Here is a 15,548-nt window from a genome sequence, read left to right as displayed (position 1 = left end):
ATTCTTTTCAAAAATTTGTTGTAATATATAAATAAATTAATTGACTTGACGAACGACGACTCTTACACCTTCTACTTTAATAACCACCACTTTATCACCACTATTAATAAAGCCACCCTCAGTTACGGCATCAATCCGTTCATTATCGATGATAATTGTACCTGATGGCCGAAGAGGGGTTAGAGCTGTACCTTCCTTATTCAACAAATCCGTTCTAGACTTGTTTGAAACATAGCCTTTATCCGAAGATGTTGCATCACGGAGTACTAAATTATCAAATATCCGTACTTTTTTTCTGAAAAATTTCATAAAAATCACCATCACTATGATTGCAACCAATATGGCAATCCCTAGACTTATTCCCATTTGAAGCATACTTTCACCTGTAAGCAGGATGGACAAAATGACGAATCCGAGACCAATAAATCCAACGATACCACCAGGGATAAAAAACTCTAATAGAATCAATCCTACACCTAGTAAGAATAAAATAAGCGATTCATAACCTGCTAATCCTGCAATATAATGGCCGTAAAAGAATAATAAAAAGGAACTAATGCCGACAGTTCCTGGTATACCAAATCCTGGTGAATACAATTCAAGCACAATACCTAAGCTGCCTAAAGTTAATAATAATGAAGTTATAATCGGATTCGTAATGAATTCAGCAATTCTTTCTGAAATTGTTTTATCGATTGTTTCAACATTCGCATGTTGCAAACCTAGAATTTGAAGTAGTTCTTCCTTCGAACTCACAATGCCTTCTGCATAACCGACTTTTTTAGCATCCGTTGCTGTCAAGGTGAGAAATTCACCTTTTTCTTTCCCTAGTTCCGGTATTTCTATTGATTCATCAGCCATGGCTATAGCATAAATTGGATCTCTACCGCCTTGTTCAGCTGCAGAACGCATTGCTGCTATCCAGGCACTTTGTGCTTTTTTATCAGCCGCATTGCCATCTTGTGTAATGACACCTGCAGCTCCTATTTTTCCCGATGGAACCATATAAATTTCATCCATATTTAATGAAATATATGCGCCTGCTGATAGAGCATTTTGATTAATAAAGGCAATGGTCTTTATATTGGTATTCCCTAACAGGCGAGCAATATCCTGAGCAGCGGTTACAACTCCTCCAGGTGTATGAATTTCAAAAATGATGGCTTCTGCATCATTTTCTTCAGCCGTTCTAATCGCTCGATTTAAGTATTCGGTTAACCCATTTGTCACTTCACTGTCGATCGTAGCATAATAAACGAGATCGTTTTTCCCGCTTACATGATAGTTTGGAAATAACACTAGAAGTATGAAATACGTGATGACAAGATATAACAGCCTTCTATCTCGCAAACGATACCCTCCCTTCATTATAGCGATACTACTTATACGATAAAGGTTACGTTTTAGTTTCAAAAATATGTAAAAACTATCATAAAAAATCCATTAAATCGCAAAAGCGAGCCCAAGTAATTTTTTTGAAAATTAAAGCTTTTGATCGCTTTAAAAAAGGTCTGACACTGATTTGTCAGACCCTTTTTATCTTTTATTTCGGGATTTATGATAGTGCTTGAAGGACAAGTTTATTAACTAATGAGCCATCCGCTTTGCCCTTTACTTTCGGCATAACGACGCCCATTACTTTCCCCATATCTGATTTGGATGTCGCTTTAGTTTGCTGTATTGCATCTTGAATGATTGTTTTTAATTCATCTTCACTTAATTGTTCAGGTAAATAATGTTCAACGTAAGTAAGTTCTGTTTGTATTTTTTCAACCAGGTCCGAACGACCGGCAGTTTCAAATTCACGGAGGGAATCTTTTCGTTGTTTTACTTCACGAGATAGAACAGTTAGCTCTTCGTCTTCTTTTAAATCCCTGCCAAGCTTAATCGCTTCATTCTGTAAAGAAGATTTAATCATTCGAATAACGGAAAGTTTATGTTTATCCTTATTTTTCATAGCTACTTTCATATCTTCGTTTAAACGTTCAAGAAGACTCATTATCGTTTACACCCTCTTAAAATTTCTTACGTTTCCTTGCGGCTTCAGACTTTTTCTTACGTCTAACGCTTGGCTTCTCGTAAAATTCACGTTTTCTTACTTCTTGTAATGTACCCGTTTTTGATACTTGACGTTTGAAACGACGTAATGCATCATCAAGGGATTCATTTTTACGAACAACTGTTTTTGACATATCTTTCCCTCCCTCCGAACAAAACACCTTACTACATTCCCATGGAATTTTCCATGTACCCTAAAATTATAATAGAAAAATTAACATTGGTCAACTATTGTAAAAAGAAATTTTAAACTCATGTTTTGGCAATATCATCATAAGATAGATTGAGGTGAGGACAAGTTGTCATTCTTATTGTTTATTTTATATTTAACTTTATTCCTTGGTGGAATGTATATTATGCGACTCGGCTTGAAAACCGTTTCGCATAAAAAAATAAGCGAATGGCTGTTAAAATTTACTTCTTCACCTATAACTGGACTCGTGTTTGGCACTTTTTTAACGGTGCTTTTACAATCGAGTTCGGCGGTTATGATTATCACTGTTGGATTTGTTTCTGCTAATCTCATTTCTTTTAAACAATCGTTTGGTATTATTTTAGGTACAAATATTGGAACGACGGCAACATTAGAATTTTTGGCATTCGGAACAGAGCAATTCATTATCCCATTGTTAATCTTCGGCAGTCTTTGTCTTTTGTTTCGAGTTAACAAAATTCGTAGTTTCGGATTATTTTTTTATGGCTTAGGTGCGATTTTTATGGCATTATTTGGCTTTGAACGTTTGGCCGCTCCCCTTGCAGAAAGTGAAGTCATTGGTCCTTTTCTTTTATCGTTAGAAGCAAATGTTTTTTTGTCCGTTATTGCAGGATGCGTCATAACCGCACTGATCCAATCAAGTACTGCAATGACTGGTATTGCCATGGGATTTTTACAGGCTCATGCGATCAGTTTACCCGTTGCTATCGGTGTCATGCTTGGTTCTAATATTGGGACATGTTTAGATGCTTATGTTGCAAGTCTTGGCGGAGGCAAAGAAGCTAAGAAAACAGCATGGGCCCACATTTGGTTGAACGTTTTAGGTGTCATGATTTTTATTCCATTTATATCTCAATTTTCACAAATCGTATCCTTATTCGCCTCAACACCAGATAATCAACTTGCCCATGCAAGCGTGTTATTTAATCTCATTGTTTCTTTCATTTTTTTACCATTTGTCAATCCATTTGCACGTTTCATCGAAAAAATACATGGTTGAATATAAAAAAAGGTGCTATTTAAAAAGTATTTTGGAAGGCACTTTTTAAATAACACCTAGCTCTTCAAAATTAATTTTGATATTCATCTACAATTGCAGTACCTGAACTTGCACCAATTCTAGAAGCACCTGCTTCAATCATTACTTTTGCATCTTCTGCAGTCCGGACACCACCAGATGCTTTTACCCCAACATTTGGACCGACTGTTTTTCTCATTAATGCAACGTCTTCCACAGTTGCTCCTCCTGTTGAGAAACCAGTTGAAGTTTTAACATAATGAGCACCTGCTTGTACAGATAATTGACAAGCCGTTACTTTTTCATCTTCAGTTAATAGAGAAGTTTCAATGATCACTTTTACAAGTGCTTTATCTTTTACTGCATTTACAACAGCTTCAATATCTTTTTGTACTAATTCGGTGTCTCCACTTTTTAACGCACCGATATTCATTACCATATCGATTTCTTCAGCACCATTTGTAACCGCATTAACTGCTTCGAAAGCTTTAGTTTCTGGCGTATTTGCACCTAGCGGAAAACCAATAACTGTACAAACTTTAACATCTGTACCTTTTAATATGTCACTGGCTAATTTAACCCATGTTGGATTGACACAAACAGAAGCAAAGTTATATTGTTTTGCTTCGTTACATAATTTCTCAACTTGTTCTTTCGTGGCTTCTGGTTTTAATAACGTGTGGTCGATATATTTTGCAATTTCCATTGTTGTCATTCTCCTTTATATCATTAATTCTTAACTACCTCGCAGTCTATTACTCAGACATATATAAGGGGACTAACCCCCTTCTATATATTAACTTACGATTTGTTTACTGTCATCAACAATTTCATCTTCCAGCACTCGCACAAATTGTCCTTCACAATATGGATAACCTGCTTTTGTAATTTTAACGCGGACAATTTTTCCTAGCATATCCTTAGTTGCTGGAAAGACGACTTTTAAGTAGTTATCTGAATGACCTTCAAATAGTCCACTGTTTGGATCTTTTTTATAAGGTTCTTCTGGAATGACTTCCAATACTTCACCTTCAAAGTTGGATGCATATTCTTTTGCTAATTGATCAGATAATGCAATTAACCTTTGTACACGTTCATCTTTTATTTGTTCATCAATTTGATCTGTCATCCGTGCCGCAGGTGTTCCAGTCCGTTTAGAATATGGGAAAACGTGTAATTCAGCATATTTATGTTTCTTTACAAAATGATAAGTTTCCATAAATTCTTCTTCTGTTTCACCTGGGAATCCAACAATAACATCCGAGGTTACAGCTAAACCAGGAAGGGCATCTTTTAATTTAAGTAATCGTTCTTCATATTCTGCCATTGTATATTTTCTTCTCATCCGTTTTAATACGGTATCTGATCCGGATTGCAATGGTATATGCATATGTCGAACAATGATGTTTGAATTGCGGATCACATCAATCACTTCATCGGTCAATTGACTTGCTTCGATAGATGAAATTCTTAACCTCTTTAATCCTCTTACTTTTTCTTCTAAGTCACGTAAGAGCATGGCTAAATTGTAATCTTTAAAGTCTTGACCATATCCACCCGTATGGATACCGGTTAAGACGATCTCTTTATAGCCATTGTCAACTAACATTTGGGCTTGTTTAATGACCTGTTCAGGATCTCGGGAACGCATCAATCCCCTAGCCCATGGAATAATACAGAAAGTACAGAAGTTATTACAACCTTCTTGAATTTTTAAAGATGCGCGGTGGCGATCTGTAAAGTAAGGTACTTCTAACTCTTCATAAGTGCGGTTTTTCATAATATTGTGTACCGCATTAATTGGTTTGCGTTCTTTACGATATTGTTCGATATAATCGAGCATTTTATTCCGATCTTGCGTCCCTACAACAATATCGACACCAGGAATCGCCATTATTTCTGCTGGAGCAGTTTGAGCATAACAACCTGTCACACAAATTACGGCATCAGGATTTTTACGTATAGCTCGACGTATAACTTGTCTAGACTTTTTATCACCGGTATTTGTTACTGTACATGTATTGATAACGAAAACATCGGCATTTGTTTCAAAATCGACTCTATCATACCCATGTTGTTTAAACAATTGCCAAATTGCTTCTGTTTCATAATGATTCACTTTACAACCTAAAGTATAAAACGCCACAGTTGACACAAAATCACCTCAATAATTCAAAATAAAATGAAATCGAAGCTAATGCATATAATGGTGCTGTTTCCGCTCGTAAAATTCTTGGACCTAAACTACATGTTTCAAATCCGTTCTCGAGTAATGTGTGAATTTCTTCATTAGAAAAACCGCCTTCCGGTCCAAATAGAATAAATAGTGAGTCCCCACTATTTAAGTTTTTTAATACGTTTGGAAAATCTTTTGTATCATTAGCTCTTCCTTTTGCTTCATAAGCAACTAATTTTTTATCAAATGTTTCACTGAACTGAATCATTTCGTTAAAAGTGCATGGAATTTCTACCGTCGGTATTATATTTCTTTCAGATTGTTCTGCTGCTTCCTTCGCAATTTTTTGCCAGCGTTCCACACGTTTTTCTTTTTTCTTACGATCAAATTTCACAACGACACGATCAGAGGAAAAAGGTAAGAAAGAGCCTGCCCCGAGTTCTGTTCCTTTCTGGATAACTATATCGAATTTATCTCCTTTAAGCAACCCGCTTCCAATGCAAACACGAATTGGAAGTTCTCTGTTTTCTTCTTTTTCAGTTAAAACAAGGGCCTCAACATATTCGGGGTGAATTTCTAAAATTTCACAGATCAAAACTTTTCCATCTGAATTGACAACAGAAAACTTTTCTCCCGGTGTCATTCGCATGACTCGTACAATATGATGATAATCTTCACCAAGCATATGAACTTTATTGTTGACCAATTGATTATTCGTTAAAAAATAACGTTGCATGACAATCACACTTTCATATGTGCCTTATTTTTTTGCTACAATTGTGACCCAATCTTCCATCATGATCGTTTCAACAATTTCAAATCCAGCTTTTATGATCTGTTCTTCAACTTCTTGTCTTTTTTGATTAATTATGCCTGACGTAATAAAGTATCCCCCATCTTTTACAAGACGAAAAGCATCGTCTGTAAAACGGACAATGATTTCTGCAAGTAGATTGGCAACGATGACATCTGCTGGTTCTGTAATGCCATCGAGAAGATTATTTTGTTTAACCGTAATCCGATCTTGAATATGATTAATTTTTATGTTTAGTTCTGCACTTTTCACCGCTATTTCATCTAAATCCAATGCTAGGACGTGTTTTGCGCCAAGCATAGCGGATGCAATGCTTAATACACCTGATCCAGTACCAACATCATATACGATATCATCTTTTTTTACCGTTTGTTCCAATGCTTGAATACTCATCACAGTGGTCGGGTGTGTCCCGGTTCCGAAAGCCATACCTGGATCAAGTTCGATCATTAATTCGTCACTTGACACCGGTTCATATTCTTCCCATGTTGGGACAATCGTAAATTTACTTGAAATTTTTACAGGATGGTAATATTTTTTCCATGCAGTTGACCATTCTTCTTCATGAACTTCACTGATGGTCACTTTATTTAAACCAATATCAATATTAAATAACAATAAATTATTGATTGCGGATTTTATTTGTTCCACAGTTTCTCCTAAAAAACTATTGACAGGTAAATAGGCTTTAACAATGACTCCTTCTTCTGGGAAGTCATCCGGATTCAATTCATACAATTCCCCATATTGATCCGGATGATCCTTATTCAAATCGAAAGAATCTTCAATCACAATACCACTAGCACCAGCTTCATATAAAATATTGGCAATAGGCTCTACTGCTTCATTTGTCGTATGAATACTAATTTCAGACCATTTCATAATCGACCAAACCTCATTTTTTAATCTCCTTTAAAAGCACGTTTCATTTTATTAAAAAAAGATTCAGATTGCTCCTCCGGTATGTCACCACTTATTTCGGCAAATTCGCGAAGAAGTTGTTTTTGTTTTTCTGTTAATTTTTTAGGAGTAACAATTTTTAAAATTACATGTTGGTCACCAACTCCATTGCCGCGAACATTTTTTATTCCTTTACCACGCAAGCGGAATTTCGTATGTGTTTGAGTTCCTGCAGGAATTTTCAATTTAACTTTACCATATAGTGTCGGTACTTCAATCTCATCTCCAAGTGCCGCTTGCGCAAAGGTAATCGGCATTTCAATATATACATCATCGCCATCACGTTCAAAAAACTCATGTTCTTTTACATAAAAAATGATATACAAGTCTCCAGGAGGTCCGCCGTTAATCCCTGGCTCACCTTGTCCTGCAACACGTAATTGTTGGCCGTCATCAATACCTGCTGGGATTTTAACGTGTATTTTCTTCCGTTTTTTAACTTTTCCTGTTCCACGGCAAGTTGTACATTTTTCTTTAATGATTTCCCCAGTACCTTGACAGTGAGGACAATTTCTTCGATTTACAATACGGCCAAACGGTGTGTTTTGCTCAGTTGAGATTTGTCCACTGCCATGACAATAAGGACACTCTTCTGGACTAGTTCCTGGTTTAGCTCCACTTCCGTGACAAGTAGAGCATTGTTCATCCTTAGGAATTTCAATATCTGTTTCTTTACCAAAAGCTGCTTCTTCAAAGGACAAGGTCATAGTATATTGCAAGTCGGCTCCTTGTCGCGGTGCATTTGGATTTCTTCGTCTTCCTCCACCACCGAAAAATGTATCAAAAATATCTTCAAATCCAAAGCCTCCGAAATCACTAAATCCACCGCCGCCAAATCCGCCAAAGTCTTGATTTGCACCAGCGTGACCGAACTGGTCATATTGTGCTCTTTTTTGATCATCACTTAGCACTTCATAGGCTTCACTTATTTCTTTAAATTTTTCATCGGCACCTGGCTCTTTATTAAGATCAGGATGATATTTTTTTGAAAGCTTTCGATACGCTCTTTTTATTTCATCTTTCGTGGCATCTCGCCCGACGCCAAGTACTTCATAATAGTCACGTTTTGCTGACATATGTTCCACTCCCCGTACTATCACATAAAAATAATTTTAGCATTCTTTTGATGAACAAAGCAATACATTATCGTTTTCAACTTAAATGGGTCTTCTACGAGAAATCCTTATGAGCAGAAAAAGTCAAAGCCAAGTAAACTTGACTTTGACTTTTCGCTTTTTAGCGTTTTGTTAATAGAACGAAATTATTTGTCATCGTTCACTTCTTCAAAATCAGCATCAACAACATTGTCATCGTTCTTTTTATCACTTGTATTTGCATCTGTATTAGAACCTGTTTGTTCACCAGCTTGGCCTGCTTGATTTGCTTGCTGATAAAGTTTTACTGTAAGTTCTTGAACGATTTGAGATAACGCATCTTTTTTAGCACGAATTTCTTCAAGATTATTGCTTTCAATTGCCTTTTTCAGTTCATCTTTTGCTTGTTCCGCTTTTTTCACTTCCGCTGCATCAACTTTACCTTCTAATTCTTTTAACGTTTTTTCAGTGGTGAATACAAGTTGATCAGCTTCATTACGTAATTCTGCTTCTTCTTTACGTTTTTTATCTGCTTCAGCATTTGTCTCTGCTTCTTTAATCATCCGTTCAATTTCTTCATCAGAAAGACCTGAACTGGATTGAATTGTAATCTTTTGTTGTTTACCTGTACCTAAATCTTTTGCGCTAACATTTACAATACCATTTTTGTCAATATCAAATGTTACTTCAATTTGTGGTACACCACGTGGAGCAGGTGGTATGTCCGTTAATTGGAAACGGCCAAGGGTTTTATTGTCCGCAGCCATTGGACGCTCACCTTGTAATACATGGATGTCAACAGCTGTTTGGTTATCAGCAGCAGTTGAGAAAATTTGTGATTTTGATGTAGGTATCGTTGTATTTCTCTCGATAAGTTTTGTAAATACGCCACCCATTGTTTCGATCCCAAGTGAAAGAGGCGTAACATCAAGTAATACTACATCTTTTACATCACCAGAAATAACCCCACCTTGAATAGCAGCACCCATGGCTACTACTTCATCTGGGTTTACCCCTTTATGCGGTTCTTTTCCTAGCTCTTTTTTTACAGCTTCTTGCACAGCTGGAATTCTAGTTGAACCACCAACTAAAATAACTTTATCAATATCATTTGCAGTTAAACCTGCATCACTTAAAGCTTGACGAACAGGTCCCATTGTTTTTTCTACAAGATGTGATGTTAATTCATCAAATTTTGCTCGGGTCAAAGTCATATCCAAATGAAGTGGACCACTTGGACCAGCAGTAATGAATGGTAAAGAAATTTGTGCACTTGTTACACCTGATAAGTCTTTTTTCGCTTTTTCAGCTGCATCTTTTAACCGTTGTAATGCCATTTTATCTTGTGATAGGTCAATGTTGTGTTCTTTTTTGAACTCTTCAACCAGATAATCGATGATCGCTTGGTCAAAATCATCTCCACCAAGGTTGTTATCTCCCGATGTGGAAATTACTTCAAATACTCCATCTCCAAGTTCCATAATGGAAACGTCAAATGTACCGCCACCTAAGTCAAACACTAGGATCTTTTCTTCATCTTCGATTTTGTCTAATCCGTATGCTAAGGCAGCTGCTGTAGGTTCGTTAATAATTCGTTCTACTTCTAAACCAGCAATTTTTCCAGCATCTTTAGTAGCTTGACGTTGTGAGTCATTAAAATATGCTGGAACTGTAATAACAGCTTTTGTTACTTTCTCACCTAAATAACTTTCAGCATAAGATTTTAAGTGTTGTAAAATAATCGCAGAAATTTCTTGTGGAGTGTAGTCTTTACCTTCAATATTTACTTTGTAATCTGTACCCATATGGCGTTTAATGGAGATAATTGTGTTCGGATTCGTAATAGCTTGACGTTTTGCAATTTCCCCTACTTGGCGTTCACCGTCTTTAAAAGCCACTACAGATGGAGTTGTTCTTGCACCTTCTGGAGTTGGAATGACGACTGGTTCTCCACCTTCTAATACCGCTACACATGAGTTTGTTGTTCCTAAATCGATACCAATAATTTTACTCATTGTTAAACCTCCCAAATTCAAGTCTAAATTCTGTTGCTATTGATTTACTTTCACCATTGCAGGGCGAATAACTCTATCCTTTAATTTATAGCCCTTTTGCAACTCCTCTATTACGATATTTGAATCATATTGATCATCATTACCTTGCATAACAGCATGGTGTTCATGTGGATTAAACTCTTTTCCAACAGTTTCTATCTGTTCAATACCTGCATTTTTAAAAGTCTCTAAAATGCTTTTATATACCATTTCAACGCCTTGTAACAGCGATTTTCCATCCTCACTAGTGACGTTTGATTGAAGTGCCCGTTCAAAATTATCAAGGGCAGGCAACAATTCTGTTGCAAGATCTTGAGAACCATATTCTTTCAAAGCAACCATTTCATTTCGCGTTCTTTTACGATAATTATCGTATTCTGCTTGAATTCGTAAAAGTCGATCTTCTTTTTCCTCTAATTCTTTTTCTAATTGTTCGATTCTTTCTTGTAAAGATTTTATTTCATCATTTTCTACGTTTGTTTCTTCTTGGTTGTTTAGTTCTTCATCTTCTTTAGCTGAAGATTGCTCATGTTGATCCAAGATTGGCTCTTCTTGTGCTTCATTGGTAATTTGTGATTCTTTTTCCAATTCTTTATCCTCCATTTTGATTTCTTCTTTTTCTTCTAACATGATGTCACCCCCTGTGTACAGAGTGAAAGATAGACGTATGTATGTAAACACATTTATCCGCACGAGATTGTTCAACCACGTGCGGAATAGTTCCTTTAACTAAAAAAGTAAATTTCTAGTCACTATTCATCGTATAAATTAGATAGTGTAAATGTCAAATTTTTACTTAGTAAATTCAGTAAAGATATTACTTTTCCGTAATTCATTCGTTTCGGACCTAATATTGCAATTTTCCCAAATTGTTCTTCACCAATATTATAAGTTGCCGTAATTAAACTTAAATCTTCCATTTCAGGAACTTTAATTTCAGTTCCAATTTTCACATGTGTACCAAACGGTGTTGTTCGTAGCAAATGATAAAAATTGTCCTCTTCTTCCATCAACTTTATAATATCCTTAATTTTTTCTATATCTTGAAACTCAGGTTGTTTTAAAATATTTATTTTTCCGCCATAATATAGCTTATCATTTGAAGAAATGTTTAATACAGTAAATAAGGATTGAAACATCGCTTCATAACTATGGAGATGCTCTTTGAATAACTGAATGATTTCTCCCATTAATTTGGAGTTTAACTCACTTAGAGGTACACCTCTTAACCTTTCGTTTAAAATATTCACTGTTTTTTCTATATCGGTAGGATGAATCGATGATGGTATCGTGAACAATTTATGCTCGATATGACCTGTATTGGTAACAATAATTGCCACTGCTGAATCATCATTTAATGGGATGATTTGAAATTTACTCAACTTATGATCTTCGACAGTCGGTCCTAATACAATTGCAGTATACTTTGTTAATTCAGATAATACTTTCGCGGAATTTTGAACGATTTTTTCAAGTTCAAAAATACTTTCTTCGAATAATTCATCAATCATCTTCAATTCATGTTGTTCAAGTTTTTCTGGAGATAATAAATGATCAACATAAAAACGATACCCTTTTTCCGATGGTACTCTTCCCGAAGAAGTATGTGTTTTTTCAATTAAGCCGAGTTCTTCTAAATCGGCCATGTCATTTCGGATCGTAGCTGAACTAAAATTTATACCTTTCTTTTTTGCCAATGTACGCGAACCGACTGGATGAGCAGAGCGAATAAAATCATCAATAATGATCTGCAATATTAACAATTGGCGCTCTGTTAACATTACCATCACTCCTTTTAGCACTCATTAAACCGGAGTGCTAATACTTATAAATTAACAAATTCGTTTTCACATGTCAATAATTGTGAGAAATTTAAAAGCGATAGACGAATGAAAATAAAAGGCAACCAGCGAATATGCTAATTGCCTTATTGTTAATTTTATTTCTATTATGCAATCAAAGATTATTTAATAAACTCTTGAAAAACAAGATTTCCGAGCATTCTACCCTGCTTTGACAACCGAATAAATCTATGATTTACTTCGATTAATTGTTTGTTTGTTAATTTTTCAATCTCTTCTCTATAATATTCGAGGGGATGAATCGAAAATTTTTCCTGAAATTTTTTTATCGATACGCCCTCTGTTTTCCTCAAACCAAGAAACATTTCTTCTTCAATTTGTTCTTTTTTCGATAATGTTACTTCTTCTCGAATGGCATGCCCATTTTCTTTAACAGCTTGAATATATTTATTAACTGGACCGATATTCGATCTTCTTACTGCATTTATATAACTATGAGCCCCAGCACCGATTCCGTAATAATGATCATTATTCCAATATACAAGATTATGCTTACTCTCAAAGCCTTTTTTCGCATAATTACTTACTTCATATTGTTTATAACCGTGACCTTCCATCTCATCCATCATTAATTCGTACATTGTTGCCTCTATATCTTCAGAAGGTAATGGTAAATTTCCTTTTCTCATTAAATTATAAAAAATGGTTTTCGGCTCAACTATTAAAGAATAAGCAGAACAGTGTTCAAGGTTTAATTGGAAAAATTCATCCAAGGAGTGTCTAACATCTTGAATCGTTTGATTTGGCAGTCCATACATCAAGTCAATGCTAATATTGTTAAATCCAAGCCTTCTTGCTTCATCGATTGTTACATAAACATCCTTTGCTTGATGACTACGACCGATTGCCTGAAGCAGTTCATCATTAAAAGATTGAACACCTAAACTTAACCGGTTGACACCATAATGTTTTAAGATTTTCAGTTTTTCAACGGTCAAATCACCCGGGTTGGCTTCAATTGAAAATTCTATATTCGAATCAAACTGAACAAAAGCATGAATCGATTTCATTAAATAGGTCAGTTGATTTTCGTTCAACGCTGTCGGTGTGCCACCACCAATAAAAATCGTTTTAATCTGCTTTGGTGGAAATTGTTGAAATGTATGTTCCATTTCAAGACGCATCGCCTGTAAATAATCATCAACAGGCTGTCCCTTTAAAAAGACTTTATTAAAATCGCAATAATAACAAATATGTGTACAAAATGGTATATGAATATAAACTGATTCTGGCATAACAATCACAACCTTCAAAAATAAAGGGGATATCGGACCCCTTAAAATATATTATTTAAGAAAAACTTATAATTTTTTACTATTTCTACTTCAATTTTCCATGAAATATAGAGGGGATGTCCAATCATACAAAGGACTCCCCTCAAAAAAGACCTATTCTTCATCTAGTTTTAATACCGCCATAAAGGCTTCTTGTGGGATTTCAACGGAACCGACCTGCTTCATCCGTTTTTTCCCTTCTTTTTGTTTTTCCAACAATTTACGTTTACGTGAAATATCTCCACCATAACATTTCGCGAGGACATTCTTTCTCATCGCTTTAATGGTAGAACGTGCAACAATTTTTGTTCCAATTGCAGCTTGAACAGGAACTTCAAATTGTTGACGTGGTATTAAATCTTTTAATTTTTCAACAATTACTTTCCCACGATTGTAAGCTGCATCACGATGAACAATAAAACTTAAAGCATCAACTTTCTCACCATTTAACAAGATATCCATTTTCACGAGTTTTGACTGTTTATATCCAATAAGTTCATAGTCAAAGGATGCATAACCTTTTGTATGGGATTTTAGTTGATCAAAGAAATCATAGACAATTTCTGCCAATGGTATTTCATAAATGATCGAAACACGAGATTCATCTAAATATTGCATATCAATAAAAATTCCCCGCTTATTTTGACAAAGTTCCATAACCGGACCTACATATTCCTTTGGCGCCATAATCGTCGCTTTAACAAAAGGTTCTTCAATGCGATCAATCTTTTGAGGTTCAGGCATATTGGCAGGGTTATCAACTTCAACTTTAGTCCCATCAGTTGTGTAAACATGATAAATAACACTTGGCGCGGTTGTAATTAAGTCTATCTTAAATTCTCTTTCGATCCGCTCTTGAATAACATCCATATGTAAAAGTCCTAAAAATCCACAACGGAAACCAAAGCCTAATGCTTGTGATGTTTCCGGTTCAAATTGTAATGAAGCATCATTTAATTGCAACTTTTCCAAGGCTTCACGTAAATCATTGTATTTCGACGTATCGATTGGATACAACCCACAAAATACCATCGGATTCAATTTTCGATAACCAGGTAATGGTTCATCTGCAGGATTATCTGCTAATGTGATGGTATCACCTACACGCGTGTCTCCGACATCTTTAATCGAAGCTGTTAAATAACCAACGTCTCCAACGGTTAATTCCTCTCGTGGAGTCATTTTCGGAGTTTGTACACCCAGTTCAGTCACTTCAAACTCTTTACCTGTGGCCATCATACGAATTTTATCACCAACTTTTACTGAACCTTCTACAATCCGAATCATCGCAACAACACCACGATATGGATCATAAACAGAATCAAAAATTAATGCTTTTAATGGGGCAGCTGGATCCCCCATTGGTGGTGGAACTTTTTCAACAATTTGTTCTAAAATTTCTTCAATACCGATCCCGGCTTTCGCTGATGCAAGGACAGCTTCACTTGCATCTAAACCAATGACATCTTCAATTTCTTGACGAACTCGATCCGGCTCTGCACTCGGTAAATCAATTTTATTAATAACAGGTAAGATTTCTAAATCATTATCAAGGGCTAGATATACATTCGCAAGGGTCTGGGCTTCGATTCCTTGAGCGGCATCAACAACAAGTATGGCCCCTTCACAAGCTGCTAAACTTCTTGATACTTCGTATGTAAAGTCAACATGCCCGGGAGTATCAATCAAATGAAAAATATATTCTTCTCCATCTTTTGCTTTATATTTTAATTGTACCGCGTTCAATTTAATTGTAATTCCACGTTCTCTTTCTAAATCCATTGAATCTAGCAATTGATCTTTCATTTCTCTACTAGATAATGCATTTGTTTTTTCTAAAATTCGATCCGCCAATGTCGACTTCCCGTGGTCGATATGAGCAATAATCGAAAAGTTACGGATTTTTTCTTGTCGTAAAAATTTTTCTTCATTTTTCATCGTTTCCGTTCACTCCTAAGTCCTTGCAAAATCGCTAATTTTGATTATAACAGTACATTTTTTTATATTCAATCAAAACTCTATAA

General features: G+C 35.6%; 14 protein-coding genes. 1 reads left to right on the top strand and 13 read right to left on the bottom strand.

Annotation, left to right across the window (positions count from 1 at the left end; all coding sequences use genetic code 11):
- Positions 1-36: 36 nt before the first annotated feature.
- The 3 genes from OEV82_RS00700 to rpsU all read right to left on the bottom strand — a co-directional run bounded on the left by OEV82_RS00700 (position 37) and on the right by rpsU (position 2,192).
- Positions 37-1,350 (bottom strand): NfeD family protein, encoded by a 1,314-nt coding sequence (locus tag OEV82_RS00700; RefSeq protein WP_263060682.1) that lies wholly within the window; start codon positions 1,348-1,350, stop codon positions 37-39.
- 205 nt (positions 1,351-1,555) lie between these two features.
- Positions 1,556-1,999, bottom strand: a complete 444-nt coding sequence (locus tag OEV82_RS00695; protein WP_173660231.1) for a GatB/YqeY domain-containing protein — start codon at positions 1,997-1,999, stop codon at positions 1,556-1,558.
- Between the two features lie 16 nt (positions 2,000-2,015).
- The gene (rpsU, locus tag OEV82_RS00690) at positions 2,016-2,192 is read right to left on the bottom strand and encodes a 30S ribosomal protein S21 (RefSeq protein WP_173660229.1); all 177 of its coding nucleotides are present in this window, start codon (positions 2,190-2,192) and stop codon (positions 2,016-2,018) included.
- Between the two features lie 165 nt (positions 2,193-2,357).
- On the opposite strand from rpsU, the gene OEV82_RS00685 reads away from it, so the two are divergent.
- Positions 2,358-3,272, top strand: a complete 915-nt coding sequence (locus tag OEV82_RS00685) for a Na/Pi symporter (RefSeq protein ID WP_263060681.1) — start codon at positions 2,358-2,360, stop codon at positions 3,270-3,272.
- Between the two features lie 70 nt (positions 3,273-3,342).
- On the opposite strand, the gene deoC is transcribed toward OEV82_RS00685, so the two are convergent.
- The 10 genes from deoC to lepA all read right to left on the bottom strand — a co-directional run bounded on the left by deoC (position 3,343) and on the right by lepA (position 15,462).
- On the bottom strand, positions 3,343-3,996 hold the full coding sequence (deoC, locus tag OEV82_RS00680) for a deoxyribose-phosphate aldolase (RefSeq protein WP_173660227.1): 654 nt from the start codon (positions 3,994-3,996) through the stop codon (positions 3,343-3,345).
- A gap of 90 nt (positions 3,997-4,086) precedes the next feature.
- Positions 4,087-5,445, bottom strand: a complete 1,359-nt coding sequence (gene mtaB, locus OEV82_RS00675; RefSeq protein ID WP_173660225.1) for a tRNA (N(6)-L-threonylcarbamoyladenosine(37)-C(2))-methylthiotransferase MtaB — start codon at positions 5,443-5,445, stop codon at positions 4,087-4,089.
- A 4-nt stretch (positions 5,446-5,449) separates the two neighbouring features.
- On the bottom strand, positions 5,450-6,202 hold the full coding sequence (locus OEV82_RS00670) for a 16S rRNA (uracil(1498)-N(3))-methyltransferase (RefSeq protein WP_263060680.1): 753 nt from the start codon (positions 6,200-6,202) through the stop codon (positions 5,450-5,452).
- 24 nt (positions 6,203-6,226) lie between these two features.
- Positions 6,227-7,162 (bottom strand): 50S ribosomal protein L11 methyltransferase, encoded by a 936-nt coding sequence (prmA, locus tag OEV82_RS00665; protein WP_263060679.1) that lies wholly within the window; start codon positions 7,160-7,162, stop codon positions 6,227-6,229.
- A 20-nt stretch (positions 7,163-7,182) separates the two neighbouring features.
- On the bottom strand, positions 7,183-8,316 hold the full coding sequence (gene dnaJ / locus OEV82_RS00660) for a molecular chaperone DnaJ (protein ID WP_173660219.1): 1,134 nt from the start codon (positions 8,314-8,316) through the stop codon (positions 7,183-7,185).
- Between the two features lie 185 nt (positions 8,317-8,501).
- Entirely contained in the window at positions 8,502-10,349 is a 1,848-nt protein-coding gene (gene dnaK / locus OEV82_RS00655) for a molecular chaperone DnaK (RefSeq protein ID WP_173660217.1), read from the bottom strand.
- Positions 10,350-10,385: 36 nt separating this feature from the next.
- On the bottom strand, positions 10,386-11,018 hold the full coding sequence (grpE, locus tag OEV82_RS00650; protein ID WP_263060678.1) for a nucleotide exchange factor GrpE: 633 nt from the start codon (positions 11,016-11,018) through the stop codon (positions 10,386-10,388).
- A 122-nt stretch (positions 11,019-11,140) separates the two neighbouring features.
- Positions 11,141-12,169, bottom strand: coding sequence for a heat-inducible transcriptional repressor HrcA (hrcA, locus tag OEV82_RS00645; protein WP_173658049.1), 1,029 nt, complete (start codon positions 12,167-12,169; stop codon positions 11,141-11,143).
- Positions 12,170-12,351: 182 nt separating this feature from the next.
- Positions 12,352-13,485, bottom strand: a complete 1,134-nt coding sequence (hemW, locus tag OEV82_RS00640; RefSeq protein WP_263060677.1) for a radical SAM family heme chaperone HemW — start codon at positions 13,483-13,485, stop codon at positions 12,352-12,354.
- A 153-nt stretch (positions 13,486-13,638) separates the two neighbouring features.
- Positions 13,639-15,462, bottom strand: a complete 1,824-nt coding sequence (lepA, locus tag OEV82_RS00635; RefSeq protein WP_173658051.1) for a translation elongation factor 4 — start codon at positions 15,460-15,462, stop codon at positions 13,639-13,641.
- Positions 15,463-15,548: the final 86 nt, after the last annotated feature.

The sequence above is a fragment of the Pallidibacillus thermolactis genome (genome assembly GCF_025660415.1).
GTDB lineage: Bacteria > Bacillota > Bacilli > Bacillales > Caldibacillaceae > Pallidibacillus > Pallidibacillus thermolactis.
This window is presented reverse-complemented; position numbering and strand designations above follow the sequence as displayed.